At 40.0% G+C, this 25,556-nt stretch carries 20 protein-coding genes; 9 read left to right on the top strand and 11 right to left on the bottom strand.

What is annotated here, in order from left to right:
- Positions 1-74: 74 nt before the first annotated feature.
- Positions 75-923, bottom strand: coding sequence for a transketolase (locus ACL9RF_RS13590; RefSeq protein WP_422801178.1), 849 nt, complete (start codon positions 921-923; stop codon positions 75-77).
- A gap of 393 nt (positions 924-1,316) precedes the next feature.
- On the opposite strand from ACL9RF_RS13590, the gene ACL9RF_RS13585 reads away from it, so the two are divergent.
- From ACL9RF_RS13585 to ACL9RF_RS13565, 5 genes are all read left to right on the top strand, one after another.
- Entirely contained in the window at positions 1,317-1,922 is a 606-nt protein-coding gene (locus ACL9RF_RS13585; RefSeq protein WP_422801177.1) for a sigma-70 family RNA polymerase sigma factor, read from the top strand.
- 90 nt (positions 1,923-2,012) lie between these two features.
- Complete coding sequence (locus tag ACL9RF_RS13580) at positions 2,013-2,900, top strand: FecR family protein (protein ID WP_422801176.1); 888 nt, start codon at positions 2,013-2,015, stop codon at positions 2,898-2,900.
- Entirely contained in the window at positions 2,864-3,112 is a 249-nt protein-coding gene (locus ACL9RF_RS13575) for a FecR domain-containing protein (RefSeq protein ID WP_422801175.1), read from the top strand. The genes ACL9RF_RS13580 and ACL9RF_RS13575 overlap by 37 nt, the downstream gene beginning before the upstream one ends.
- Before the next feature lie 55 nt (positions 3,113-3,167).
- Positions 3,168-6,332, top strand: coding sequence for a carboxypeptidase regulatory-like domain-containing protein (locus tag ACL9RF_RS13570; protein ID WP_422801174.1), 3,165 nt, complete (start codon positions 3,168-3,170; stop codon positions 6,330-6,332).
- Positions 6,333-6,352: 20 nt separating this feature from the next.
- Positions 6,353-8,863 (top strand): phosphocholine-specific phospholipase C, encoded by a 2,511-nt coding sequence (locus ACL9RF_RS13565; RefSeq protein ID WP_422801173.1) that lies wholly within the window; start codon positions 6,353-6,355, stop codon positions 8,861-8,863.
- 43 nt (positions 8,864-8,906) lie between these two features.
- Here ACL9RF_RS13565 and ACL9RF_RS13560 read toward each other — a convergent pair whose 3' ends face one another.
- The 3 genes from ACL9RF_RS13560 to ACL9RF_RS13550 form a co-directional block, all read right to left on the bottom strand.
- Positions 8,907-9,335 carry a hypothetical protein gene (locus ACL9RF_RS13560; RefSeq protein ID WP_422801172.1) on the bottom strand — a complete coding sequence of 143 codons (429 nt, stop codon included), beginning with the start codon at positions 9,333-9,335 and terminating at the stop codon, positions 8,907-8,909.
- 44 nt (positions 9,336-9,379) lie between these two features.
- Positions 9,380-11,038 carry a M28 family metallopeptidase gene (locus ACL9RF_RS13555; RefSeq protein WP_422801171.1) on the bottom strand — a complete coding sequence of 553 codons (1,659 nt, stop codon included), beginning with the start codon at positions 11,036-11,038 and terminating at the stop codon, positions 9,380-9,382.
- A gap of 67 nt (positions 11,039-11,105) precedes the next feature.
- A complete protein-coding gene (locus tag ACL9RF_RS13550) occupies positions 11,106-11,720 on the bottom strand; it encodes a sprT domain-containing protein (protein WP_422801170.1) in 615 nt (204 codons plus the stop codon).
- A gap of 119 nt (positions 11,721-11,839) precedes the next feature.
- Here ACL9RF_RS13550 and recN point away from each other — a divergent pair, with 119 nt between their 5' ends.
- Positions 11,840-13,498: a DNA repair protein RecN gene (gene recN / locus ACL9RF_RS13545; protein ID WP_422801169.1), complete on the top strand. Its 1,659-nt coding sequence runs from the start codon at positions 11,840-11,842 to the stop codon at positions 13,496-13,498.
- Between the two features lie 71 nt (positions 13,499-13,569).
- Here recN and ACL9RF_RS13540 read toward each other — a convergent pair whose 3' ends face one another.
- Both ACL9RF_RS13540 and ACL9RF_RS13535 read right to left on the bottom strand, forming a co-directional pair.
- Positions 13,570-15,747, bottom strand: a complete 2,178-nt coding sequence (locus ACL9RF_RS13540) for an ATP-binding protein (protein ID WP_422801168.1) — start codon at positions 15,745-15,747, stop codon at positions 13,570-13,572.
- 418 nt (positions 15,748-16,165) lie between these two features.
- Positions 16,166-16,666, bottom strand: a complete 501-nt coding sequence (locus ACL9RF_RS13535; protein WP_422801167.1) for an RNA polymerase sigma factor — start codon at positions 16,664-16,666, stop codon at positions 16,166-16,168.
- Between the two features lie 333 nt (positions 16,667-16,999).
- On the opposite strand from ACL9RF_RS13535, the gene ACL9RF_RS13530 reads away from it, so the two are divergent.
- Positions 17,000-17,659, top strand: a complete 660-nt coding sequence (locus tag ACL9RF_RS13530) for a response regulator (RefSeq protein ID WP_422801166.1) — start codon at positions 17,000-17,002, stop codon at positions 17,657-17,659.
- A 34-nt stretch (positions 17,660-17,693) separates the two neighbouring features.
- On the opposite strand, the gene ACL9RF_RS13525 is transcribed toward ACL9RF_RS13530, so the two are convergent.
- From ACL9RF_RS13525 to hemA, 5 genes are all read right to left on the bottom strand, one after another.
- The gene (locus tag ACL9RF_RS13525; protein WP_422801165.1) at positions 17,694-18,113 is read right to left on the bottom strand and encodes a hypothetical protein; all 420 of its coding nucleotides are present in this window, start codon (positions 18,111-18,113) and stop codon (positions 17,694-17,696) included.
- 101 nt (positions 18,114-18,214) lie between these two features.
- The gene (hemL, locus tag ACL9RF_RS13520; protein WP_422801164.1) at positions 18,215-19,522 is read right to left on the bottom strand and encodes a glutamate-1-semialdehyde 2,1-aminomutase; all 1,308 of its coding nucleotides are present in this window, start codon (positions 19,520-19,522) and stop codon (positions 18,215-18,217) included.
- Positions 19,523-19,557: 35 nt separating this feature from the next.
- Positions 19,558-20,526, bottom strand: a complete 969-nt coding sequence (hemB, locus tag ACL9RF_RS13515; protein WP_422801163.1) for a porphobilinogen synthase — start codon at positions 20,524-20,526, stop codon at positions 19,558-19,560.
- A gap of 77 nt (positions 20,527-20,603) precedes the next feature.
- Complete coding sequence (gene hemC, locus ACL9RF_RS13510; RefSeq protein ID WP_422801162.1) at positions 20,604-22,184, bottom strand: hydroxymethylbilane synthase; 1,581 nt, start codon at positions 22,182-22,184, stop codon at positions 20,604-20,606.
- Between the two features lie 118 nt (positions 22,185-22,302).
- Positions 22,303-23,547, bottom strand: coding sequence for a glutamyl-tRNA reductase (gene hemA, locus ACL9RF_RS13505; protein ID WP_422801161.1), 1,245 nt, complete (start codon positions 23,545-23,547; stop codon positions 22,303-22,305).
- A 310-nt stretch (positions 23,548-23,857) separates the two neighbouring features.
- Here hemA and ACL9RF_RS13500 point away from each other — a divergent pair, with 310 nt between their 5' ends.
- Positions 23,858-24,256: a hypothetical protein gene (locus ACL9RF_RS13500; protein WP_422801160.1), complete on the top strand. Its 399-nt coding sequence runs from the start codon at positions 23,858-23,860 to the stop codon at positions 24,254-24,256.
- Positions 24,257-24,265: 9 nt separating this feature from the next.
- On the top strand, positions 24,266-25,318 hold the full coding sequence (locus tag ACL9RF_RS13495) for an AI-2E family transporter (protein ID WP_422801159.1): 1,053 nt from the start codon (positions 24,266-24,268) through the stop codon (positions 25,316-25,318).
- The last annotated feature ends 238 nt before the right edge of the window (positions 25,319-25,556 follow it).

Genomic DNA, 25,556 nt, shown 5'->3' with positions numbered 1-25,556 from the left:
AGTAAATAAGAAAAACTTAACAGTAAAATGTGATAACGATAGGGATATATTCTATCCAATCGATGCGCACCTTACTAGTAATCTCCTAAAGTTTCTGGCAGTTGGTTTAATGCACTCGCCAATTGCTCGTCGTTTGGTGCTGAACCGTGCCATTTATGTGTTCCCATCATATAGTCTACACCATAGCCCATCTGTGTATGCAACAAAATAACGACAGGCTTACCCTTTCCAGTACGGCCTTTGGCTTCTTCAATACCTGCAACAACAGCGGCCATATCATTACCTTTTTCAATATCAAGCACATCCCAACCGAAGGCTTCCCATTTTGCTCTTAAGTTGCCTAAGGATAACACCTGATTTGTTGGTCCATCAATCTGCGCACCGTTGTAGTCTACTGCTGCAATTAAATTGTCGACTTTATTGTGTGGAGCATATAATGCCGCTTCCCATACCTGTCCTTCTTGTAATTCACCATCTCCCATTAACACAAAAACATGGTTTGTGTCTTTATTCAATTTTTTAGCCTGCGCAACACCAATAGCTACGGAAAGACCTTGGCCTAAAGATCCCGATGCAATACGGATGCCTGGAAGCCCTTCGTGTGTGGTAGGGTGCCCCTGTAAGCGGGTATTGATTTTACGGAAGGTTGCTAGTTCACTAACCGGGAAGTATCCTGCACGCGCTAGGGTGCTGTAAAATACCGGCGAGATGTGACCGTTAGATAAGAAGAATACATCTTCATCCTGGCCATCCATGTGGAAGGAAGGGTCGTGTTTTAACGCATTAAAATATAAGGCTACAAAATAATCTGTACATCCTAAAGATCCACCAGGGTGACCAGATTGACAGCCATGTACCATACGTACAATGTCGCGTCTAACCTGAGAAGCAATTGATTCTAGTTTTGTTATATCTGCACTCATTTTAATTATTTATCATAAAGTTCGATCGTAAAGGTAGTGAAATTAAATATTTTCGGGGATTTAATGCTATATTATTATAAAAAAATATGATTGCTTAAGATTATAGAAAATATTTTAAGCCGCTTATGTTATTCCCTGTATAAAACGATTTAAGATACGTGTATATTGCATTTGTGTTCTATCCTGTTTTTATGCAATTGCTTTTTTTTATCGCCCAACACTGCGGCACACAGCCGTTGTTTTTTACCTTGTTGATTCGGTGCATAGCCAAAAGCACTGATTTTTGAAAAGCGTTAAATCTTAACAATTTCATAACCTAACCTTTGTGTCTTCCTCTATTTTTCTTGGATAGTTTTGTAGCATGTATATATACAGATCCCTTGCTTAAGAATAATGGAAACTAAATTAAATAGCGAAACAGAACGACGGCTGTTTCCTGATCCTATTATGGACCAAACCGCTTTTGCCTTGATTTATAATCGGTATTGTGATGTTGTTTATGCTAATATTTTACGTTTGGTAAAAGCTCCCGGGCATGCGGAAGATATCTTACAGGATGTTTTTGTGCAGTTGTGGGAAAGCCGGAATAAGCTGAACGATAGGTCTATTGCGGGCTGGTTATTTGTGGTAAGCCATAATAAATCTATGGATTTTTTAAAACAATCGGTAAAGGTTTCCTTGTCTTATGTTGCGGACTATCATGCTTTATCACATTTGGCCATGCAGCAGGACGACCAGGAGGAGATTTATCTTCAACAGCTGCATTTGCTGAAAGAGGCTGTAGCGCAGCTTCCGCTACGTATGCGTCGCGTATTTCAACTTTGCCGCTACGAGGGGAAATCCAAGGAAGAAGTTGCGCTGCTATTAGGTATATCCGCTAATTCGGTTGCCGACTACCTTAAACAGGCTAATAAAGTAATCCGCAATTATATCCATACAAAATACCCTTACCTGGTATCGAGTGCCGTTCTAATCGCTATAGCTCTTGCTGTAGTTTAGTTTTTGGGTTTTATATTTACGCTACAATTCTTTCATAATTTCTTAACCTCAAAAATCATCCCCTTTCAGGCGTTTTTCAGTTTTTACTATATGATAGGAAAACTGAGGCATGGTATACAGCAATTCTGGTCGGGTAAGGCGCAGAAATGCGAAAAAGAAAATCTGCTTACACATTTGGAGGCGGAAGCGGATGAAATAAAAGCTCAGTTTGAACAGGAATACGAAAAGGACCTTAGGCGGGGCCCTGATATAGGTCTTGCTCCGGAAAAAAAGGAACAGCTGTTTGCAATTATTCTCCAAAGAATAGCGGTTACGCATGGGGTACCCGTAGTACAATGGCAGCAAAAAACATACCGCTGGCAAATTGCTGTAGCGATCTTGTTACTCCTAGGTTTGGGTGTAGCAGTCGCAGTACGCAACTTGCATCATGGCGTTAATACCGAAATCGCGGAGGCCGCTGAGCTGAATTATATTGTACGGCAAAACTTGGGTGTTCAGGAGCAGGAGGTACCCCTGCCAGATGGGTCCAAAATTATACTGGCACCAAATGCTGCCGTACACTATCGCCACGACTATGGTCAATCTAACCGTGCTATAACAGTTCGAATAGGAACAGTGACGTTCCAGGTAGCCAAAGATAAAACCAAACCATTTGTTGTTACCGCAGCCCGGTATACCGTTACAGCTCTAGGTACAGTTTTTAAAGTGCATATGCTGGAAAAAGAAACGCTTAAGGTGCACTTACTGGAAGGTAAAGTTGTTGTTAAGGCGTTAAAGGCCGACCCTAATGTTAAGGATGTGTACCTGAACCCGGGCGAGGAGTGGCAATTGGATCCTAGGCAAGATGTGAAGGCACTAAAGCCGCTGTTATGGCAGCAAGAGCGTTTTGCACGGTTTGAAAAGGAGGCCCAATCGACATACCTGTTGGAGCTCGTAATTTGGTGTTACATTACGATGATACACCTCTACCTACCGTAATAGAGCAGCTGAAAGCGATTTATCCGGTAGACTTTGAATTTTATACCGATGATTTGAAAGGCATTCGCTTCTCGGGCAAACTTCCTATACCTAACAGTGCATTACAACCGAACTCCTTAGATACGGTCTTACAGCTTTTGTTTAAAAATTGCCCTGTACTGTATCACCGATACCCTAATAAAGTGATTATTAATCTTCTTCCTCCATCATAGGGATGATGGGGCTCAAATTTATATGTATCAAATTATCTATCCATATTAATTAAAAATGAAAAATCTATTTACGATGTTGTTATCAACGCTTTTGATAACGCTCATGTTTTGTCCTGATGTATTTGCGCAAGCCACCAATGCAAGTATTTTAGGCGTAATTACCGACGGTAACAATAGACCAGTTGCAGGGGTGTCTGTTAGCGTTAAAAATGAATCTACCGGATTTCAGAATACGACTACTACCAATGAAAACGGAGCGTATTTATTCCAACAACTTCCCTTAGGTAAGCCCTATACCATACGGGTAAAACACTTGAATTACCACGAAGCTACAGAGCAGGGGTATAGCTTAAATCAAGGGGATCAGCTGCGCCTAAATTTTAGTCTGCGTGAATCGAATACTACGTTGGAAGCGGTTACAGTAACGGCTACAACGAATTTGAAAAATACGATCCGTAACCTTGGGGCATCTACTGCTGTTACAGCACGTGACTTGGAAAAACTTCCTGTTAACGGTCGGAACTTTACGTCCTTAATAAATCTCTCGCCACTTAGTAATGGTAGTCAGTTATCAGGGCAGATTGCTTCGTCAACAAATTTTTCTATCGATGGCATGACATCGCGCGGCCCATTGTCTGGTGGTACCACTAATAGAGGCCCTTATTCGGTATCTATGGAGGCTATTCGCGAGTTTGAAGTAGCTACAAATCAATATGATGTAACGTATGGGCGTGCTGGTGGGGGGACCATTAATACCGTGACAAAATCGGGTACAAACACGTTAACAGGTAGTGTTTTTACCTATGGACGTACCGGCTGGTTGTCTAGCCCTTATGATATTCGCGGAAATAAAATTGATCAGGAGTATTCTACCTATCAGTTTGGGTTTTCTCTTGGCGGTCCCATCGTAAAAGATAAAGCGCACTTTTTTGTCGCTTTAGATAAGCAAGCTGATTCTAGACCTTTTTATATCGCTGATATCCGCTCTGCAGCGGATGAAGCACGCCTTAATCTTACGCAAGGTACCTTAGATCGGTATTTGGATATTGCTCGTTCTGCATATGGGTTTGCATCTTCACAGCAAACAGGGGCCTTCGACCGAAAAAGGCCTACAACAACTTTATTTACACGTGTCGACTGGCAGTTGAATACTAAAAACCTCCTTACTATTCGTAATAACTACGTACGCGACATGAACAACCTAGGGGTGAGCGATAACAGTGCAATTAATGTTTATGAAGTGTATGGCTCGCATCTATCGACCGATAACAGCCTTATGGCTTCGTTGCGTACAGCATTGAAACCGCGCCTTACGAACGAGTTAAAAGTTCAGTATCTGTATACGATGGATGATGGTCGTCCGAATGCACAACTGCCTTCAACGAATATCCCGCGCGCTATTGTCGAACAGGTGGAGTCGCAGATTGATGGTAAACCGGTTACAACAACCATACAATTAGGGCGGCAACGTTATCTTCCGGAAACATTTAAAAATCATGTCTTGCAGTTGGTGGATAACCTCTACTGGACAAAAGGCCGGGTAAACTACAGCTTTGGTGTGGATCTTATGTATACTAAGCTAAGTTCGCTGGCAACAAGTGAAATGAATGGTCGTTTTTACTTTAGTGGCTTGGAGAACTTTGCTAATCTGCAACCATATCGCTATGCCCGCGAGGTTGCTTTGGTCGATGATGCTGCGGTAAAACAGGCTGTTTTAAATGCTGGCCTTTATGGGCAGGCACAGGCTAATTTAGGTGCCGGGGTAGATGTTACCTTAGGCTTACGTACCGATTATACGCATTATTTTAACCACCCTGCACTTAACCAATCGGTAGAAAAGGCGCTAGGGTTACGCACGGATTATGGTGTGAAAACGTTGCAGGTGCAGCCTCGCTTTCAGCTAACCTGGGATATGGGCGAGCGTAAAACGGATATTTTACGTGTCGGTGCTGGTATCTTCGGCTCTAACTTAAACAATTATGCTATGGTGAATAATATGCTTAACGATGGCACAAAGGTCGCCTCAGTGGATCTTTCGGGTACTTTGGTGCCAAGGCCTGATTTTATCGGTTACCGTGATAACCCAGCTTCAGCACCAGGAAAAGAGCTGTTTGACCTTCCTGGTGTAGCAAAGGTGAGTACGATTAACATGAATAGTAAAGGTATTAAGGTGCCTACTTTATATAAAGCTAATATGTCATACAATAGGTTTATTACGGATCGTTTTCGCGTTGGGGCTACTTTTTTAATGTCTTTTGCGCGTAATAATTACATGTATGTTGACCGTAATATGGTCGACAACCCTTTCTTTAGGTTGGCCAACGAGAATAATCGTGCGGTTTATGTGCCGACAACGGGAATCAACCCGAAAAATGGTGCTGCTGATTGGACAACAGGGCGTAAGAGTGCCGAGGTAAGCCGGGTGCTGGAGTTGGTGAGCGAGGGTAAAATTAATCAATATGCATTGGTATTGGATGCTACGGCTCGTTATTATAAAGACGGTCAGATTACCCTGAGTTATACCTGGAATGACACCAAGGATAATACGTCTTATAATGGTAATGTTGCGAATACAGCGACATTGGATTTAATGACGGCTGAAGATCCTCGTGATCTTTCAAAGATGACGTATTCATCGAACCAGTTTAGAAATAAGGTGGTGTTGTATGGTACATTGCCTACCTTTTATGGGGTAAGTATCGGGGTTCGTTATGCTGGAATCGGTGGTACGCGTTATTCGGTCGCGGTAAATGGGAATGTAAATGGTGACTTTGTAAACAGCAACGATTTGGCTTTTATTTTCGATCCGAATAATACCAACAATGCGAGTGCGCTGCGTACAGGGATACAGGCAATCTTGGACAATCCTAATGCAGATAAGGGATTTAAAGAATACATCGCCGGCCATATAGGGCAGATTGCAACACGTAATGGTGGCATAAACCGCTTCTATGGGGTATGGGATGTGCGTGCAAGTAAGAAATTTAAGTTTTATAAAACGCATGCCTTAGAGCTGTCGGCGGATGTTTTCAACTTCGCCAATCTTTTAAATAAAAATTGGGGCGTAGATAAAACCTTGGGTAAGCAGAATCTGATGTCAATACGGGGTTTTGACGCCGACAAAAAAGAATATACTTACCAGATTAACCCTAATGCAGGCGTAGCTTCCTTAACGGGTAATCCTTATCAGGTGCAATTGGGGGTACGTTATAGTTTCTAATGACAATATTGGAGAATGTTATGCACACAAACAGAAGAGATTTTATAAAAAAAGCAACGCTGCTTTCAGGGAGTACGGCATTGCTGCAGGTTTTGCCGGATACCATACAGCGGGCATTGGCCATTAATCCGGTGGCTGGCAGCACATTTTATGATGCCGAGCATATTGTGTTTTTAATGCAGGAAAATCGTTCGTTCGACCATCTTTATGGCACCCTGAAGGGGGTACGTGGTTTTAACGACCCGCGAGCCATTCAGCTACCCAATAAAAATAAGGTGTGGCTTCAAACAAATGCAGAGGGTAAAACTTATGCGCCCTTTCGGTTAAATGTTACGGAAACGAAAGCTCCATGGATGGGGTCTACACCGCATGGTTGGGCAGATCAGACGGATGCGCGTAACCATGGTAAGTATGACCGCTGGCTGGATGTTAAAAAGCCATATAATGCGGAATATGCGGATGTACCCTTAACATTAGGCTACTGTAACCGGACGGATTTCCCCTTTTATTATTCCTTGGCTGATGCTTTTACAATTTGTGACCAGCATTTTAGCTCTAGTATCACGGGGACGCACCCCAACCGCTGGTATTGGATGACGGGTACTGTGCGCGAAGCCAATACAGCAGAGTCAAAAGCACATTTGTGGAATATATCGGACTATACGAAACCGACATTAGATTGGAAAACTTTTCCCGAACGCCTGCAGGAACAGGGCATTAGTTGGCGGGTATACCAGAATGAACTGACGCTGGGTTATGGCTTAAGTACGAAGGAAAGTAGCTGGTTAGGGAATTTTGGAACCAATGTGCTGGAGTATTTTAAGGCTTATCATGTAGGCTTGCATAGCAGCAGTTTGAAAAATATGGCCGAGCGTAAACGCTATGTTCAGGATGAAATAAACCGTCTCGGGGATAGTCCTTCTTCTGAAGCCGATAAACAACGTTTAATTGCGGCTCAAAAAGTGCTTTTAATGATTGATAGTAAGGAGAAAATTTATACGGAGGAGGCATTTAATAGGTTGTCGCCAATAGAAAAGGCTTTAAATACCAACGCTTTTACTGTAAACGATAGCGATCCGTATTTCCATGAGTTAACAACCGTAAGCTATGATGATAATGGGGTGGAGCGTAGCTTGGAGATCCCTAAAGGTGATGTTTTACATCAGTTTAGGCAGGATGTTAAAAATCATAAACTCCCTACGGTTAGTTGGTTAATGTCGCCGGCAAATTTCTCGGACCATCCTGGCGTACCTTGGTTTGGATCTTGGTATGTAAATGAGGTTATGGAAATACTATTGGAAAATCCAGCGGTATGGAAGAAAACAATTTTTATTCTTACCTACGATGAGAATGATGGTTTTTTCGACCATGTGCCCCCGTATGCCGTTCCGCATCCGTATAAGGAGAATTGTGGTAAAGTTTCTTCCAGCATAGATCCTCGTTTAGATTTTGTATTAAACGATCAACAAACAAATCCATCTGCAAAGGCAGATCGCTTACGCGAGAGTGCAATAGGTCTTGGCTACAGGGTTCCTTTGCTTATAGCTTCGCCATGGACACGAGGTGGTTTCGTAAATTCCGAAGTATTTGACCACACTTCCTCCATTCGGTTTTTGGAACATTTTATCGCCCATAAATTTAATAAAAACATTGTGGAAGAGAATATCTCTTCCTGGCGTAGAAGCATCTGTGGCGATCTTACATCGATATTTAGACCCTATACTGGAGCGCAGATAGCAAATCCTAAGGCGCTGGATAAAAATAGTTTTCTGCGCAATATCCAGAATTCAAAGTTTAAGGATATTCCACATACGTATAAATCTTTGTCGGAGCAGGAAATTGAGCTTATCAATACCGACCCGAAGCAGTCGCCGTATTTTCCACAACAGGAAAAAGGGGTTAAACCTGCCAATGCTATCCCTTATGAATTATACGTTGACGGTGTTTTTGACCAGCAGCGCAATAGTTTCTCCATTATTTTTCAGGCACAGGATAATGTTTTTAAAGCTAAAAGCGCAGGTTCACCATTTTTAGTATATGCCATGAACGCCTATGATGGTGAGACTTGGAAAACCTGGGAGTATGCTGTCGCTGCTGGAGATAAATTATCGGATAGCTGGGCATTGTCGAAATTTGAACATAGGGGCTACCACTTCAGGGTATATGGACCCAATGGTTTTTACCGTGAGTTTAAAGGGACAGCCGAAAATAGTGGGCTAACGCTATCTTGCCGGTATGAGTTTGCTGCAAAAATGGAGGCGCAGCCTACAGGGAATCTTGTTTTTGTAGTAAAAAATACTGCACCAGCGGCCAAAGAATTGTTAATTGAAGACCTGGGGTATAATAAGCCTACAGTTAGCAAGGTTATTCCAGCAAATGCAACAATAGATATTGTGCTGCCCTTGAAGGATAGCTTTTCTTGGTATGATTTTCAACTGCAAATTAAAGGAAATACAGCCTGGTCAGAGCGTTTTGCAGGCCATGTTGAAACCGGAGGGGTTTCCAAAACAGACCCGCTGATGGGGGCATAGTAAAAAAAAATAGGTGCCGTTTTAGGCACCTATTTTTTTTATACTATTGAAATAACGACCATGTAGCCCAAGGAATTCTTGACAGGATAGCGATTAATCCGAGGATAAAGAAAATCAAAACGGTCTGGTTTGCCTTTTTATCATCAGAAATTCTTTTCGCTTTAGAATAGCCAATGGTGATTAATGTAATACCAATAATCATCATGAGGGGGTGTTCTAAAAAGTAAAGGCGCGAAAGACTATTGCTCATGTTTTCACCTTTAAAACTGGATAAACCAAGTGGAGAGGTAAAATAGATCAGCAAACCAACAACAAGTTGTAAATGTGCTGAAATAAGCCCCAAAAGGGAGATTTTACGGTTGTACGTTTTGTTGCCTAAAAAGTTTGCCAATGTAATAACAATGGATAGCACTAAAGCTACCAACAAAACGATGGCCAAAGTGGAGTGTAGGTGTTTCATTCCTGTTAACATAGTTTTTAAGATTTAATTCACTTTCTTCTGTGTATGCAAAAGTACTATTTTGTAAGTCGTTTTAAGCCTAATTCTCTAAATTCTGATTTTTCCTTAAACTGTGGGAATGTTTTTTCCCTACTTAAGGTATAACCAATATCAAAGAAAAGGCGGATATCGGCTAATATACCGTTGAAATCCCAATGCGCATCCAGCTCGTCGGAAGGGGCATGATAACGCCCTTTTAGCGCTTCCTTGCGCAAGTTTAAGGCCAGCGTATCTGTACTGATGTAGGTATTTCCGCTACCCATAAAAAGCCCTGGCACACCTTTCTTTACGAAGTTAAAGTGGTCAGAACGATAAAATCCACCCGAGCTTGGGTTCTTTTCTCCCTGTACTATACGGCCGAATTTAGCCGCTGAATGTTCCACATAATTGTCCATTTCCGACTGCCCGTAACCTATAACCGACACATCCTTTGTTTCACCGGTAGGGTTAAAGGCGTCCATATTGATATTAGCGACTGTTTTACGCAACGGAAACAAAGGGTTATCTGTATAATAAGCCGAGCCTAATAAACCCTCTTCCTCACCCGTTAGGGCAATAAACAACACCGTTCGTTCGGGTTTTACCTTTGCAGCTTTAAAGGCTTTCGCAATTTCAAATAGTGCCGCTACACCAGCTGCATTATCTACAGCCCCATTATATATCGAATCGCCATTAACAGGTTCTCCTACACCTAAATGGTCCCAGTGTGCCGTATAGATTATTACTTCTTCCGGTCTTTTACTACCTTCAATCTTTGCAACTACATTATTAGAGGTTGCATACCGTAGGTTATTTTGCAAGGTAATGGTTGTAGAAACTTGCATAGGAACGGCTTTAAAACCAGGTTTCAAGGCCTGCTCAACAAGGTTTGTACCTGGAGCAGCGATTTTAAATAAAGCCCTTGCAGCGTCGGCAGACAGCCAGCCTTCAAATGCCGTTTTGGGTTCAGCGTTGTTTGCCAAGTCAAGCTGCGGTCCGGTCCAGCCTGAGCGTATCACATCCCACCCATAACTGGCAGCTTTGGTATCGTGGATTATCAATACCCCCGTTGCACCCTGGCGTGCAGCCTCCTCATATTTGTAAGTCCAGCGCCCATAATAGGTCATCGTATCGGCTTTAAAAAGATTTTTATCGTAGTGTCCTGGGTCAGATGCCAGAACTACCACCGTTTTTCCTTTAACATCCAATCCTGCATAATCGTTCCATTTATATTCCGGCGCGACAATACCAAAGCCTGCAAACACCAATTCCGTTGTAGGAATGGTAATTTCTGTCTCCAGTTTTCTGGATCCAATAACAAAATCATCCAGATAATTAAGGTTTATACTGCCCTGCGGTCCTTGAAAATTTAACGTTTTATTTTTAGGTTTTGACGTTACTTCAACCATAGGCACTTCTTGGAAGTAGGAATCTGCATTGGCAGGCTGAAGTCCTAATTCCTTAAACCTATCGGCAATAAAATTAACGGCGAGGGTATCCCCCTTTGTAAAAGGCTTACGTCCTAAAAACTCGTCGGATGCCAGTTGAGCTACATTGGCTTTATAGCTTTCTTCGGAAATGGCCTGTAAGGCGGTGCTGTCCAGACTTCCGCCATCGTGCGTGGGTGCAGCAGATTGGCACGCGCTAAACAAAGAAGCAAGACCCATGCTAGCCACAAAGAGGTATTTCGTAATCATAGTGGTTTGATCGTTTAATAATTAAATAATAAAAGTACAGCTTTTTCGATTAAGATATCATTTGTCGTTAATCTTCGCTTGGAAATACCTCGGCAATGGGGTGAAAGAGATATACTTTCTGCGTATGAAGTTCGATGCATCGGTATCTTTTACGCAGTTTTTCCATCTTTTGGAACTTACGTCCATTTTCCAATTGAAAGCAACTGTTTATCGGTAGGTCTTCCAAATGTACAGCGCGAGTTTGTAGGGTATCATACCGCTTTAAGGATCGATATAAATTGATATCCGTACAAGAAGATGCGGCTGGGTTGTTTAAATATTGGGCTATAGCTTGTATAATGTCAGCAGGAAAAATAGCGCGATTTAAGAAAGGCTCCATAAGCATTTTAAAGTTTTCTTTCCATTCATTTCCATGGGGTTTAACCTTGTTTTTATGCTCTTGATAGGTTTTAAGATGAGCAAACTCATGTACTGTGGTAATCAAAAAAGAATAGGGGTTAAGGTCATGGTTGACCGTAATCTGATGGGAAGAACCTTTAAATGGTGCTCTATAATCACCTAATTTACTGTTTCTGCTACGCGTAACCTTAAACCTACAGCCTGTATCGTTTATCCATTGCGAAATTACAGGAGCTGCAGCTTCAGGCATATACTTTTTTAAAGAGGTACTGTAATCGGGCATATCTACAAAACTAATTTTTTTTTGGGAGTTTTATCCATGAGCCGTATTTTTAAAGCTTGTGCTAATACAGTATCTTTGAAAAGATAAATAGCAGCTTTAATCCAAAACGGCAATATTTTATGTTAGCTAAATTACACATCAAAAACTATGCTTTAATAGATACACTTGATATAGCCTTTGATAAAGGTCTTAATATCATTACCGGAGAAACGGGAGCAGGGAAATCTATTTTAATGGGGGCGTTAGGTCTGATATTAGGAAATAGGGTTGAAGGGAAACCTTTTTTTGATGTCCAAAAAAAATGTATTATTGAAGCTACTTTTGATATTCGTTCGTATGCCCTTCAGGACTTCTTTACCCTGCATGATTTAGACTTCGAAGCGGAAACCATAATTCGTCGGGAGATTGCTATAGATGGTAAATCGCGTGCCTTTGTCAACGATTCACCGGTGACGCTGGCTACGCTAAAAAGTTTGGGTGAGCGTTTGATTGATATCCATTCCCAGCATGCCACCTTGCAGATTAATACCGAAAGCTTTCAGCTTTTTGTCTTGGATAGTCTGGCCGATAATATACAACTGCTGCATGATTTTCAACAAAAATTGAAAACTTTTAAACAAGCAGCTAAAAACCTTAAAAATGCGCAAGAGGAGTTAGCGGCGGCGAATGCGGAACTCGATTATAACCGGTTTTTATATGAGGAGCTGGAGCGCGTTAACCCCTATACTGGGGAGGTTGCAGCTTTGGAAATTGAGCAGCAACAACTGGAAAATGCCGAAGATATAAAACGTAGTCTTCACTTAGCTGGACAGGGGCTGGCGGATGCCGAACAAAATGTGCTATCGATGCTTAAAGATAGCATTCAACAGGTGCATGGTGCCGGCAAATATTTGCATAATGCCAGTGCCTTGGCGGAAAGACTGCAAAGTTCTTATATTGAGATAAAAGATGTAGCGAATGAAATCTCCGATGAAGAGAGTCGTGTAAATCTTGATGAGCAGCGTCTGGACGAGGTAAACAATCGGTTAAGTGCTATTTATTCCCTATTAAAAAAACACCGCCTGGATACTGATGTTGAACTGCTGCAGTTTAAGGAACAGCTGGAAGAGAAGTTGCAGTTTGCCTCCAATCAGGATGCGCTATTGGATCGCTTGGAGCAGGAGCTGCAGTTACATCGGGAGCTGCTATTAAAACAAGCAACCCTGATTCATAACAAACGGTTAGCAGTCGTGCCTGTAGTTGAAAAAAGTGTCGCTACGACACTGGAAGAGGTGGGGATGCCCAATGCTCAACTCAAAATATCACTCGACTTATTGGATATTAACGCTGTAACATCTACGGGTTTAGATACGGTGCAGTTTTTATTCTCAGCAAATAAGGGGCAACCCTTACAGCATATACATAAGGTGGCTTCGGGTGGCGAGTTGTCGCGCGTAATGTTGGCGATAAAATCCTTAGTCGCTAAATCATCGGCTTTGCCTACCATAGTATTTGATGAAATCGATACAGGGATTTCAGGTGAAGTCGCTCTTCGTGTTGGGGAGGTAATGGCAGCGCTTGCTCAAAATATGCAGGTTGTAGCTATATCACACCTACCGCAGATAGCCTCTAAAGGGAAAGCGCATTTTAAGGTATACAAAGAAGATAAACAGGAAAAAACTCAATCCAACCTGGTGTTATTAACGGCGGAACAAAGGGTCGTAGAAATTGCGCAGATGTTAAGCGGGAAGACACCTGGTGAAGCCGCTTTGCAGCACGCAAGGGAACTTTTAAAGTAAGGGGAGGGGGCTGTGTTAAGCATTAAGTAGCGTTAGTTCCCTTGCCCGTCCCCGTTGCTCGTGCCTATTGCTTAATGCTTAAAGCACACCTTAAATGCCGTACCTTCCCCGATGATGCTTTCTACCTGTATATCACCTTCTAAACGATCAATGATTCGTTTTACAATAGATAAACCTACACCCGTTCCCTCAAACACATGTGCATTTCGTGTGCGTTTAAAAATCTCATAAATATTGGCTAATTCTTCGTTTGGAATGCCAATTCCGTTATCTCTGATTTTATAGATGATGTGTTTATCGGTAGCGTAGCTGCTCACTTTTATCGCTGGTTTCTCTTTTTTACTGCTGAATTTTATGGCGTTATTTATTAGGTTCATAAACATCTGGTACAGTAAGGTCTGCTCGCCTTTAACATCCAGTAGATCACCGATATGCACATCTAAATGAGGCACATTATACCGCTTTTTTCCATCGCTTATCAGTTGATGGATAAAATGTTCCGTCTGTACCTTTTCAATCTTTATAGCAAAGGATTTGGCCTTGGAAAAGTCGTAAATCATATTCATCATATTGTTCATGAGCTCCACCGCATCCAACATATTTAGGGCAATTTTCTCTAATAATTCTGGGCTAAGGTCTTTACGTTGCAGTATCATCTGGGCGCCTAATTTAATCGATGATAGTGGGTTTTTTAAATCATGTGCTAAGGTATGTGTATAGGTATCCAGGCTATTATTTATTTCCATGAGCTGTTCATTCAGTCGCTGGATTTCGGCAATTTTTGTCGCGATAGAGCCCTGAATTAATTGTTTTATGCGTCGGATAAAAAGAATTTCTTTGTCCAACCAATTGGATGATTTTCCTTTCACTAACTGTCTCCAGGCATGGAATGATGTTCGCGGACTGATTAATATTATTTTCTTTTTGGCGTCGTAAGCATAGTTTTTCTCCGGGTTACCGGCCCATATTTCTTCCACTACTTGCTCCTTACGAAACCAATACACAGAAAATGTATGATCTTGGTCGATATCCATTTTTACAATTCCAGGAAAACGAACTTCACCCTCGGCTAAGGTATAAGGTTCCCTATAATCTTTCGTAATATAGAAGGTTTCCTGTGTATGCTCTACTATATCTTTATGGATATGCTCAATACGCTCAAGCCCGGGGGTTATGCCTATAGCAATACTATGATGTGGATGCCGGATAATCATACCATCTGCTGCAACAGTGGCAATAAGCTTTGGGCCGATTTCCTGAAACACCTTTAATATGTTTTTTTGAACGAGAAGCTTCTCTTTAATTTCCAGTTCAATGGTTTTTTTTAGCTCATTAAATTTTAGATCATCCTCAGTTTTCAATGTTAAGTAAAGGTTTGCCGCATGTTGCGTTATAAAGTAACAAAGATGCCTTTGGCCAAGGTCTATGTGTTTAGGGGCACGATTTTGGCAGGCAATAAGTCCCCAAAGGTTGCCGTTGATAAGAATTGAAAAACTAACACTCGCTGCTACGCCGGCATTGCGCAGGTAATGGAGGTGCATTGGCGATAGCGCACGAATACCGGTGTATCCTAAATCAAGTTCATTCGCTTCAAGGCCTATTACGTCCCAGGCAGTACTATTAATATCAGCAACCATACGAGAGGGCATTTTCTTGTACAGCGCTCGCGCCTGTGCTGGGATATCAAACTCAGGAAATCGATACCCGCGTAAACTATCTAAGCCATCAATCACCTTTTCTGCCACGACGATACCACTGTTATCTTCTAAGAATTGATATACCATAACGCGGTCGTACTGAATGATTGAGCTTATATTGTCACATAGTGCGCCCCATATATTATTCTTATTTTGATCCAGGTGACGTGAAAAGTTTTGTAAATAAACATAGGATTGGTTGTACTCCTTTTTAGACTCAAATTCTAAGTAATACTTATCCTGATGTAAATAGATACTTAGGTAGATCTTTCTGCCGGAAACAGCCGTATTAAATACTAGACGCTGCCCTTCGCGGACCTTTATCTGTACTTCAGAAAAATCAAAAGTATCTTCAAAGCGTAGTTTTGCCAAGATTTCTTCTATGCCTACCCCTAAAGGCATAGGTGTTGCTATGGGCAATAGTTCGGGTATGTTAGCGCTGTAAGCTATACAGTGTTGGCTGCTATCGAATACCAAAAGATAACCGAAATCTTGTATTTTACCACAAAGATGTATTTGTTCTTGATCACAATTTTTAAATGTTGCATTCATAATAGACCTCAAGGTAATATTGTTAGTTTCTAAATATAAGTTAAAAAAATTGAATGTGTATCTATTTTTAACTCCTTTTTATTTCTAGTTATATTACTTTTTTTAACGGTCTGCAGGATTTTTTAAATTATGCGTTTGTATTTTTTGTATTTTTAGTTTTTAAGCTGTTGATAGCTAGCGGTTAAGGTGTTTTTTTTTATTGATGGTGTTATGTTTTTAATAATTAATTTTTGTGAAAGAATAATTAATCATTGTTACTACTAGGTAAATTAATTGTTAAGACATGCTTCTGATCTGGCATATATAAAAAGAGCCATCTCCTACTTTGAGACAGCTCTTTTAAAAATTATATGTTTTTATATGTAGCTATTTTCGGTTTATGCATTACCACTAATACCTACATAATCTAAGGTTTTGACTAATTAAAGTTTGCATATGTACTTAGTCTTTTCTGCAGGAATTTTCTGGAGACATGGATTCTAGTTTTCACCGTTCCTTCCGGTATATTAAAATGCTGTGCAATTTCATGGTATTTATAGCCTTCTAGAAACATGGTGAATATAAGGTAGTTATCGTTGGATAGTTCTTTCAACGCACTGTTGATATCGGCATTTACAAACTGACTTTCACCCCTGTTTTTTGCATGCTTAGGTTGGTCCGAAACTAAAAAGTTTTGCTGCATCGTCTCAAATCTTTTTGTTTTTCGATAATTGTTAATATAGGTGTTTTTCATAATGGTAAACAACCAAGACATTAACTTCGGATGTTGAATGAATTTTTCAATAGAAGATAAGGATCTATAAATAGTCTCCTGGATTAAATCTTCCTTTTCATCCTCGTCTGTCGTAAATCTTGCCGCTATGCGATTTAAATAGGGTCTTTTTTCTTTAAAGAGAATATTCAATTTTGCATTTTCCATTTTGTGTTAATTTAAGTTCCTTGTATAAGAGGCTACAAGAATGATGCAAGAAAATATTATGCTAAAGTAATTTAGTTACTTTATGGTTATATTTTTATCTTTAAGAGCGTGTGTTAACGTGCTGAAAAACAGTTTGTTGTGTAAAAATATGACCTCTGTCATATTTTATTTGTAGCTAAATGAACCGTATAAGTACGTGTTAAACTGCGTATTTATTATTTTACACTATGTTGTTTGTACGATGAAACGTATCTTTATACATAGTAGCTATGCCCTTCAATAATTCGGATAGCGGAGTAATCTAATATAGAATAAAAGAATATCAATGATATTATGGTAAAGGTTCTGTTAGTTGAAGATCATATGGTGGTGCGCAGTGGCATAAAAATGTTGCTAAACTCGAGTACTGATTTTGAGGTGGTTGCCGAGGGAGGCGAGGGGGGCGAGGCAATAAAATTTTTGGACGATGGTGGCCAAGCGGATTTGGTCATTACAGATATACAAATGACGGGTATAGATGGGTTAGCCTTATTGGAATATTTGCGTAAGCAGCATCCAAAGATTAAAGTCGTAATGTTTTCCGTTCTTGCTGACCTCCATGTCGTTATCGGTGCTTTTAGTAAAGGGCTGTCTGGTTATTTAGTTAAAAATGTAGAATACAATGAATTGATGTTTGCCCTGAGGCATATTTCAAATGGGGGTACATACCTATGTGCTGAATTAAGTAAAAAACTTATTGAAACATATGCACAGTACAGTAGTGGACCGAGTTATATTCCTACAAATGAGGATGGAAAGATTGGGCTTAACGAACGAGAAATCGAGGTTTTAAAATTTATTGCTCAAGGATTGACGAATGGAGAGATTGCCGAGAAGATATTTTTGAGCAAAAGAACCGTGGAGGGGTATCGATTGTCGCTGATCGAAAAGGCGCAGGTTAAAAATACAGCACAGCTGATTACTTTTGCTTTTCAAAATGGCTTATTAATATAAAAAATAAGGCTTGCATACTTGCAAGCCTTATTTTTTAGTTTCCTACTCTGGCATCTGTTAATACCACCTTTACCGACATATCCCCTGGGTTCAAAGGCTGATCGGTAAGATAGTCTGCAAAAATTCTTACTTTTCCAATAGAATAATTTGCACTATAACGGAAATCCAATACGGTTGCAGGAATAATTTCGTAAGTAGCTTCCTGTCCTGAAGCAGTAGGCAAGCTTACAGCTACACTTACATGGCCATCTTCGAAATAACGGCCATCCAAATCGTTAATATTGATAACGGCTTCATAAGTTCTGGAATTACCTATTCGACTCCAATTATTAGATTTTAAGTTATAAACGTAGCTTACTCCTTCTTGAGTATTGGTTATGTATTCCTTTGTACAGGAGTTAAGCGTTACTAATGACGCACTAGCAATAGCTAAAGCAAGTAATATTTTTTTCATATTTGAATTGTTTATGTTTAAAGGTTTAATATAAGACGATTAATCCGCTATAAAAGTTTACCTCTAGCAAAAATATTGCCATAAAATGAAGGCCTACAATTTTACTGGAATGCAACCAGTAGAGCCTGTTTCAGCGCATCCTTAGCTAGCGCCAAATCTTCAGCCGTATGTGCCGCAGAAATAAAGCCAACTTCATAACCAGAAGGACCAAAGTATATACCTCTATTTAACAATTCACGATGCATTTTTTTATATTTCTCCATCGATGCAGGGTCAATTTGATCGGCACGCTGTATAGTAGGCTGCGCTGTAAAAGCAAACCAGAAAATTGAACCAACCGTAAATAATTGAACCTCCAGGTTATTCGTTTCAATAAAGTTACGCAGATCAGCTACAAAAGCCTGCGTTGTTTTTTCTAAATTGCTATAAAAATCAGGTTGTGCTAATAGGGATAAGGCTGCAATTCCTGCCGCCATGGCAACCGGATTTCCTGATAATGTACCTGCCTGGTAAACGGTACCTTCTGGCGAAATATGGCTCATTAGTTCATTAGAAGCGCCATATGCACCTACTGGCATACCACCACCAATAATTTTTCCGTAGGTTAGGATATCGGGTTTAATACCGTAGTATTTGGCGGCGCCTTCAAAACCTATACGAAAGCCGGTAATTACTTCATCGAAAATTAATAATGTGCCATTCTGTTGGGTTATTTCCCGCAAAAAATGGATGTATTCTGGATCTTGAATTAAAAGTCCGTTGTTTGCCGGAATACCTTCAATAATAACCGCAGCAATTTGGTCTTTAAAGTCGGTAAACACTTGTTTTAAGGCCTCCTTATCGTTCAACGAAATAACAATGGTTTCCGCAGCAAAGGCTTTCGGTACACCAGAGGAGGATGTTTCGCCAAAAGTTACCAAACCTGATCCTGCTTTTACCAATAGCGAATCCGAATGTCCATGGTAACAACCATCAAACTTCACTATTTTATCTCGCTTGGTATAACCTCTTGCTAATCGTATGGCCGACATTACGGCTTCGGTACCCGAGCTTACAAAACGAATTTTGTCGATAAGGCTATTATTCTTTAAGATCAATTCTGCCAATTGATTTTCCAATGCGGTAGGCGCTCCAAAACTCAAGCCCTTCGACAATTGCGCCTCCACGGCGGTTCTAATTTCGGGGTTGTTATGGCCTAAAATCAATGGCCCCCAGGAGCAGCAGAAATCAATAAACTCATTGCCGTCGGCATCCCATAAATGGGCTTTATCGCCACGCTCGATAAACAGTGGTGTGCCATAAACCGATTTAAAGGCACGTACAGGAGAGTTTACGCCACCAGGGAAATAGTGTTTAGCTTTTTCAAATAATTCAGCCGATTTTTCTCTTGAAATATCTGTTGTTGTCATGTTTTTTTGATTAGAACACGTAAAAAATTATAGCATTAAACCCAACCTTTTTCAAGTACCTCTTTAGCATGGTACGTGAGGATGGCCGTTGCACCAGCACGACGGAAACTTAAAAGGGTCTCCAATATAGCACTTTCTGCTAACCATCCGTTAGCAATTGCCGCCTTTAACATAGCATATTCGCCAGATACATTATACGCTGCAATAGGCAGGTCAAAATTCTGGTTTAGGAGTTTAATGATATCCAAATACGGTAAGCCTGGTTTTACCATTAAGAAGTCTGCACCCTCTGCAGCATCTAACTGGGCTTCAATAAGCGCTTCGCGGCTGTTTGCAGGGTTCATCTGGTATGTTTTTTTGTCCCCTTTCTTCGGTGCCGAGCCTAAAGCGTCACGGAAAGGGCCATAAAATGCAGAGGCATACTTTGCCGTATACGACATTAAGGATACATGCTTAAAGCCATTTTGATCCAAGAGTTCTCGGATATAACCGATACGTCCATCCATCATATCCGAAGGCGCAATAATATCGGCCCCCGATTGTGCATGCGCTAAGGCCATTTTCCCTAATACTGCAAGGGTCTCATCGTTAAGAATCTCATCGTTTTCAACAATACCATCATGCCCGTCCGAGCTGTACGGATCCATGGCTACATCCGTTATTACACAAGCCTCAGGGAAGTTTTTCTTTACCGCCTCGATAGCCCGTAGGTATAAGGTGCCTTCACGGTAGCTTTCCGTAGCATATTTATCTTTTAGCGATTCCTCTACTGCAGGAAAAAGGTCGAAACTGTTCAAGCCTAATTTCAAACAACTTTCAATTTCATGCAATAGGTTATCAATACCGTACCGGTAAATGCCTGGCATAGACTTTACCTCTACTTTTTGCTTTTCTCCATCTACAATAAATAAGGGGAAAATTAAGTTTGACGACGACAGGTGCGTCTCTTGAATCATGTCGCGAATGACAGCAGATTTTCTATTTCTTCTCGGACGTTGAAGCATTGTTATGTATTTAAATTTAAGAAATGAGCGTACAAAACACAGGCAAGAAACTGTGTTGTCTTGCCTGCGTATGTTTTTTATATTCCGTATACGGCTTCCGCCAATCCCATTTCATCCGGTGAAAAGGGTAGTGTATAGTTAAGCCCCATTTCTTCTATAGCCTGTGCTGTAGAGTGGCCTATACAAATTATTTTTTGTTCCGGATCAGCTAAGTTCTCGCGGAAATATGCGGTTACGTTGCTTGGACTGGTAAATATTAAAACATCGGCATTTGATTTGTCTACATTCGGCTCTAAGACGGTTTCGTAAATAGGCATATCGATAACCTTAGTTTGCTCGGTTAACGCCTTTTGAATACTCATTAAAGAGTCTTTAGCGCGAGGTATTAAAACCGTTTGGCCATCGACCAATTCGGCAAATTTCTGGGTGATTTCGTCGGTGCTGATGCCTAAATCATCGCCCGAAAAATCCGCTACGCGGCCGTATTTTCTTAAGGTAGACTCCGATCCACGACCTAAAACGGCAAGCTTTGTCTTTTTAAGGATCAATGGGTTTAAGTTAAAGAAATGTTCGATGGCATTTTTACTATTAAAGAAAATCCAATCGGCACGCTTTAAAATGAAAGAGTCTAAAACATGTATGGTAGGGTATATTTTTATTAACGATCGTGCCTCAACCTTAATATGATGCTTTTTTAATGCACGTGCCAAGTAAGAGTTTTCGTCCAGGTCGCGTGTAATAAATACAGAAGCAGGTAATTTCCGTTCCTTACTAAACTTTTCAAATATGGCTTCGGCCATGCCCTCCGTTGTTTCCGATTGCAAATAGATACGATCTGGAAAATCTTCATTGTCGGCCGCAATGGAAGTCCACGACTCATATTTGCCATCGCGGAAACGGCAATAGCACCCCAGTGGAGCATGACAACCTGCATCGAACATATTTAATACCTTACGTTCTACAGCAATAGCTTTGGCAACTTCTGTATTATTTATTTTTTGAAGGATAGCAAAAAGTTCGGTGTCTTCTTCCCTAATTTGTATTGCCAATACCCCTTGCGCAGGCGCTGGAATAATTTCTACCGGAGCGATCTCTTCCAAATGAAAATCCGAAAGCTCCATATTTAACCTGCTGATACCCGCTTTTGCCAGTACGATAGCGTCATATTTTTCGTCGCGCAATTTTTGAATTCGGGTCTGCAAATTACCACGGAGGTCTTCAAATTCAAGATCCGGACGTACCGATAACAATTGTGCTTTACGTCGGTTCGACGAAGTACCTACTGTGGCATTATGTTTTAATGACAACCTCTTTTTAATATCGACACAGTCTTTATGGATAATAATAATTTCTGCAGGATCTTCACGTTCCGACACTGCGGCAATAATTAATCCCGGTGGGTTTATGGTAGGTAAATCTTTGTGTGAGTGAACAGCAAGATCAATTTTTGATGATAATAATTCTTCTTCCAATTCTTTGGTGAAAAATCCTTTACCTTCCAGTTTATCTAGTCGCAGATGTTGGATAATATCGCCCTGGGTTTTAATAATTTTTAACTCGGCTTGAACTCCGATTTCTGCCAATCTGTCTTTAACATAGTTTGCTTGCCATAATGCAAGTTCACTACCTCTGGTACCAATAATTAATTTTCTATTCACAACGAAAGATTTTTTTTAATAGGGATTATATGCAGGCAAATTTAGCCAAAAGACCGTATATTCCGACGTTTTTATGTCAGATTAAAGTATGTTTTAAATAGGTAACGAAAAAATGATATTAGTTGTTTTCGAAGTCTTGTGTGTTTTTTACAAGAATCTCTTTAGCCATTACCATAGGAACCTTAATGTATTTCTTTTCCATATAGTTAATAACTTTTTCAAGTACCTCACGTGCCTGAGGGTCTAATTTATTGACGTCTTGTGCAAAGACTTCATTCATAGCAAGCGCACGAATTTCTTTAATTTTATCAGGTACCTGGCGCATGGCAACCTCCACGCGACGTTGTTTTATGATGGGAAGGAATTCCTTTATGTTCTCGTCAATAATTTTTTCCGCATTTTCCAACTCATTATAGCGCTCCTGAATATTTTTCTCGGCGATAGCTTGTAAGCCACATACCTCGATATAATGTATCGGGAAGTTGGCAATAACCTCGGCATCGATATCGTTTGGAATAGCAAGATCTACAATAATCTTTTTGTCGGTTTCGCCATTTAATAAAGAGCGGTATAAATCTGTGCCGATGATAGAAGTTGCGGCGCCCGTGCAGGTAATCATAATATCGAAACCTTGCTTATACTGTGGCAATTCTGCCAGTGGAAATGCAGTGCAGTTTAACTCTTGTGCTAGCGCTTTAGCATTTTCTACTGTACGATTAAAAACAACAAAATTAGAGAGTTTATGTTTTTTTAGGTATTTAGCCAAATTTTGGTTGGTTTCTCCAGAACCGATGACCAGAATTCTAGGGTTCTCGCTTAGTTTAACCTCCCTCAGCTTACGGTAGGCCAAAGAAACAACTGATATCGGGTTGCGTGAAATACTCGTATACGTATACACCTCTTTCGCTGTTTTTACCAAGCGGTCCATCATTAAACGTAAGAAATCGCCAGTAAAACCAGCTTCACGGCATTTTTCATAGGCACGACGCACTTGTGCTAAAATCTCTTTTTCACCGACTACTAAACTCTCTAACGAGCATGACATCCGTAACAAGTGGTTTAGTGCATCCAGACCTGTGTAACGTATAACCTGACCTAAATAACATTGCATTCTTTCTGTAGGAACACAGAAATTCATTTTATCAAGAAATTGAGCAATAAAATCATCTGTAAGCTCATGTGCACCATAAAAAACAAACTCCACACGATTACATGTAGCAATATAGAATATTTCGGGAATATCCAAGCTGTTCTTAAGATTAATCAATCTGGAATCTAACTCCTCGTTACAAATTACCAAATTCCCTAAATCTTTTAGGTTAACATGCTTGTGCGTAAATGCTATAACTTTTAAATTCTTCAACTCCTTTGATTCTAGCTCAACTAACTTGATGCAAATGTAGACTAAAAACCTTATTGGTTGTGTCAGAAATCTGTCAAAGCAATTAATTTAGAATGTTTTTAAATAGCAACTTTTATTTTGTAACACGTTGATATATTGTGTTTTAATATTTTGCTTTTTACGCGATATGATCGCTGTCATAATTTTAGGTGTATAAAATCTGGTTTCCATGTGTCTTATTGCAAACTCAAATAGGTGAATTAGCGTTAAATATTCATTTAGCGAGCATTTATTATTTTCTATATTGGGAGATGAAATCTACCTTTACAGCATGTATATTTTAAACAAACCAATTGCACTTACAGGTATTGCTGTGGCAGCATTATCTACGGTTTTATGTCCTTTTCTAAAAGCACCATTTGTAGGAAACTGGAACCTCTATCAAACGGATTACAGCTTATTCTTTATTACGATTGGCTTATTGTCGGTTTCTGTACTGGTATTCTTTTTACGAAAGGTGGGTTTATTTTTAGGCATAAGCAGGCTATTTTTAGGTTGGTGTATTTTAGGATGTGCTGCAGTATATTTTAAAATCAACCATTATTTTGGTTTTAAACTGGCGGATGGATTGTTGGGTAAAACCTTACACCTGAAATGGGGCTGGTTTGTCTTATTTTTAGGAGCAATTATAATGTTGTTCAGTGTTCGTAAAGTAAAAGAAATACACTAACCTACGGCTATGGCTAATAAACAGATTCATAATACCTCGATAAATCAGCTTATGCTGATTGTGATTATCATCCTTATTGGAATTTTAATTTTTAAGAATCTTATCTATTATTTACCGGGTTTTCTTGGTGCCATTACGATGTACATTCTTTTCCGACGTAGTTATATCAAGCTTACGGAAAACCGGCGCTGGAATAAAAGTTTGACGAGTATTCTTTTTATCCTGCTGTCTTTGGTTTTTATAGTTTTACCGCTCTGGGGTATTATAAACTACCTTTCTCCACAGATTTCCAAAATTTTGAGCAATACAGATCAAATTGTAACGCAGTTTAATTTGGTAAAGAAATATATGAGTGATAAGCCAATGTTGCGCGAAATCGATCTTTCAGACGAAGCACTTTTGGCCGGACTGCAACGTTTTACCAAGTATATACCGAGTATTTTGAACTCTGTCGTTGAAGTAGCGGTAAATATATTGGTAGCTTTTTTTGTGCTATTTTTTATGCAGGTGCATTATAAGAAAATGGAAAATTATATAGCCAATGCTATTCCTTTTTCGTTAAAAAGTAAAATGGAGGTTTGGCATGAAGTGGATTTAATGGTGCGCTCCAATGCTTTAGGAATCCCCATTTTGGGTCTCTGCCAAGGTCTGGTGGCTATGTTTGGGTATTGGTTTTTTGGCGTCGATAATTTTGTGTTATGGGGTATTTTAACAGGGATATCTTCTATCGTTCCCGTGTTAGGAACGATGACTATATATGTGCCTTTATGTGTGGTGGTTTTGGCTACGGGTAATACTGTAAACGGTTTGGGGCTTTTGGCATATTGCTTTTTGCTGGTAGGAAGTATTGATAATATCCTCCGTTTTACAATATTGAAAAAATTAGGCGATGTGCCTCCCATGATTACGGTTTTCGGGGTTTTGTTAGGACTGAATATGTTTGGGATGCTAGGCTTGATTTTTGGCCCTCTTATTCTTTCTTCCATGGGGGTGCTGTTTAAGGTTTATCGTAATGAATTTGGTAGGGCAGATTCAATTTCTTCCAAAATGGAGGGTGAGTAGATAATTATACAATAAAGTAACCACTTACTTTTTTTTGAAATATAATTTTCATTATCGTAAATATCTCGTTATGTTTGTAACACAAAGGGAGATGAAATTGAAAATATTGTGAGTTAATACTCACGCTTTGTAACCAAAAAAAATAAATCACCAAATAATGATAGACCGCTAAGTCTTAAAACTTGAAAGAAATTACCTAACCAATTGTAAACTATTTTTTGATAAAAGACTTGTCCAC

It is taken from the genome of Sphingobacterium sp. Mn56C (assembly GCF_049319645.1).
GTDB lineage: Bacteria > Bacteroidota > Bacteroidia > Sphingobacteriales > Sphingobacteriaceae > Sphingobacterium.
This window is presented reverse-complemented; position numbering and strand designations above follow the sequence as displayed.

Coding starts and splice junctions, on each gene's coding strand:
- ACL9RF_RS13495 (WP_422801159.1), top strand. CDS start 24,266: ATGGCTAATAAACAGATTCATAATACCTCGATAAATCAGCTTATGCTG.
- ACL9RF_RS13540 (WP_422801168.1), bottom strand. CDS start 15,747: ATGAATGCAACATTTAAAAATTGTGATCAAGAACAAATACATCTTTGT.
- hemB (WP_422801163.1), bottom strand. CDS start 20,526: ATGCTTCAACGTCCGAGAAGAAATAGAAAATCTGCTGTCATTCGCGAC.
- ACL9RF_RS13580 (WP_422801176.1), top strand. CDS start 2,013: ATGATAGGAAAACTGAGGCATGGTATACAGCAATTCTGGTCGGGTAAG.
- ACL9RF_RS13525 (WP_422801165.1), bottom strand. CDS start 18,113: ATGAAAAAAATATTACTTGCTTTAGCTATTGCTAGTGCGTCATTAGTA.
- ACL9RF_RS13500 (WP_422801160.1), top strand. CDS start 23,858: ATGTATATTTTAAACAAACCAATTGCACTTACAGGTATTGCTGTGGCA.
- ACL9RF_RS13555 (WP_422801171.1), bottom strand. CDS start 11,038: ATGATTACGAAATACCTCTTTGTGGCTAGCATGGGTCTTGCTTCTTTG.
- recN (WP_422801169.1), top strand. CDS start 11,840: ATGTTAGCTAAATTACACATCAAAAACTATGCTTTAATAGATACACTT.
- ACL9RF_RS13565 (WP_422801173.1), top strand. CDS start 6,353: ATGCACACAAACAGAAGAGATTTTATAAAAAAAGCAACGCTGCTTTCA.
- ACL9RF_RS13590 (WP_422801178.1), bottom strand. CDS start 923: ATGAGTGCAGATATAACAAAACTAGAATCAATTGCTTCTCAGGTTAGA.
- ACL9RF_RS13550 (WP_422801170.1), bottom strand. CDS start 11,720: ATGCCCGATTACAGTACCTCTTTAAAAAAGTATATGCCTGAAGCTGCA.
- ACL9RF_RS13560 (WP_422801172.1), bottom strand. CDS start 9,335: ATGTTAACAGGAATGAAACACCTACACTCCACTTTGGCCATCGTTTTG.
- ACL9RF_RS13535 (WP_422801167.1), bottom strand. CDS start 16,666: ATGGAAAATGCAAAATTGAATATTCTCTTTAAAGAAAAAAGACCCTAT.
- ACL9RF_RS13570 (WP_422801174.1), top strand. CDS start 3,168: ATGAAAAATCTATTTACGATGTTGTTATCAACGCTTTTGATAACGCTC.
- ACL9RF_RS13585 (WP_422801177.1), top strand. CDS start 1,317: ATGGAAACTAAATTAAATAGCGAAACAGAACGACGGCTGTTTCCTGAT.
- hemL (WP_422801164.1), bottom strand. CDS start 19,522: ATGACAACAACAGATATTTCAAGAGAAAAATCGGCTGAATTATTTGAA.
- ACL9RF_RS13530 (WP_422801166.1), top strand. CDS start 17,000: ATGGTAAAGGTTCTGTTAGTTGAAGATCATATGGTGGTGCGCAGTGGC.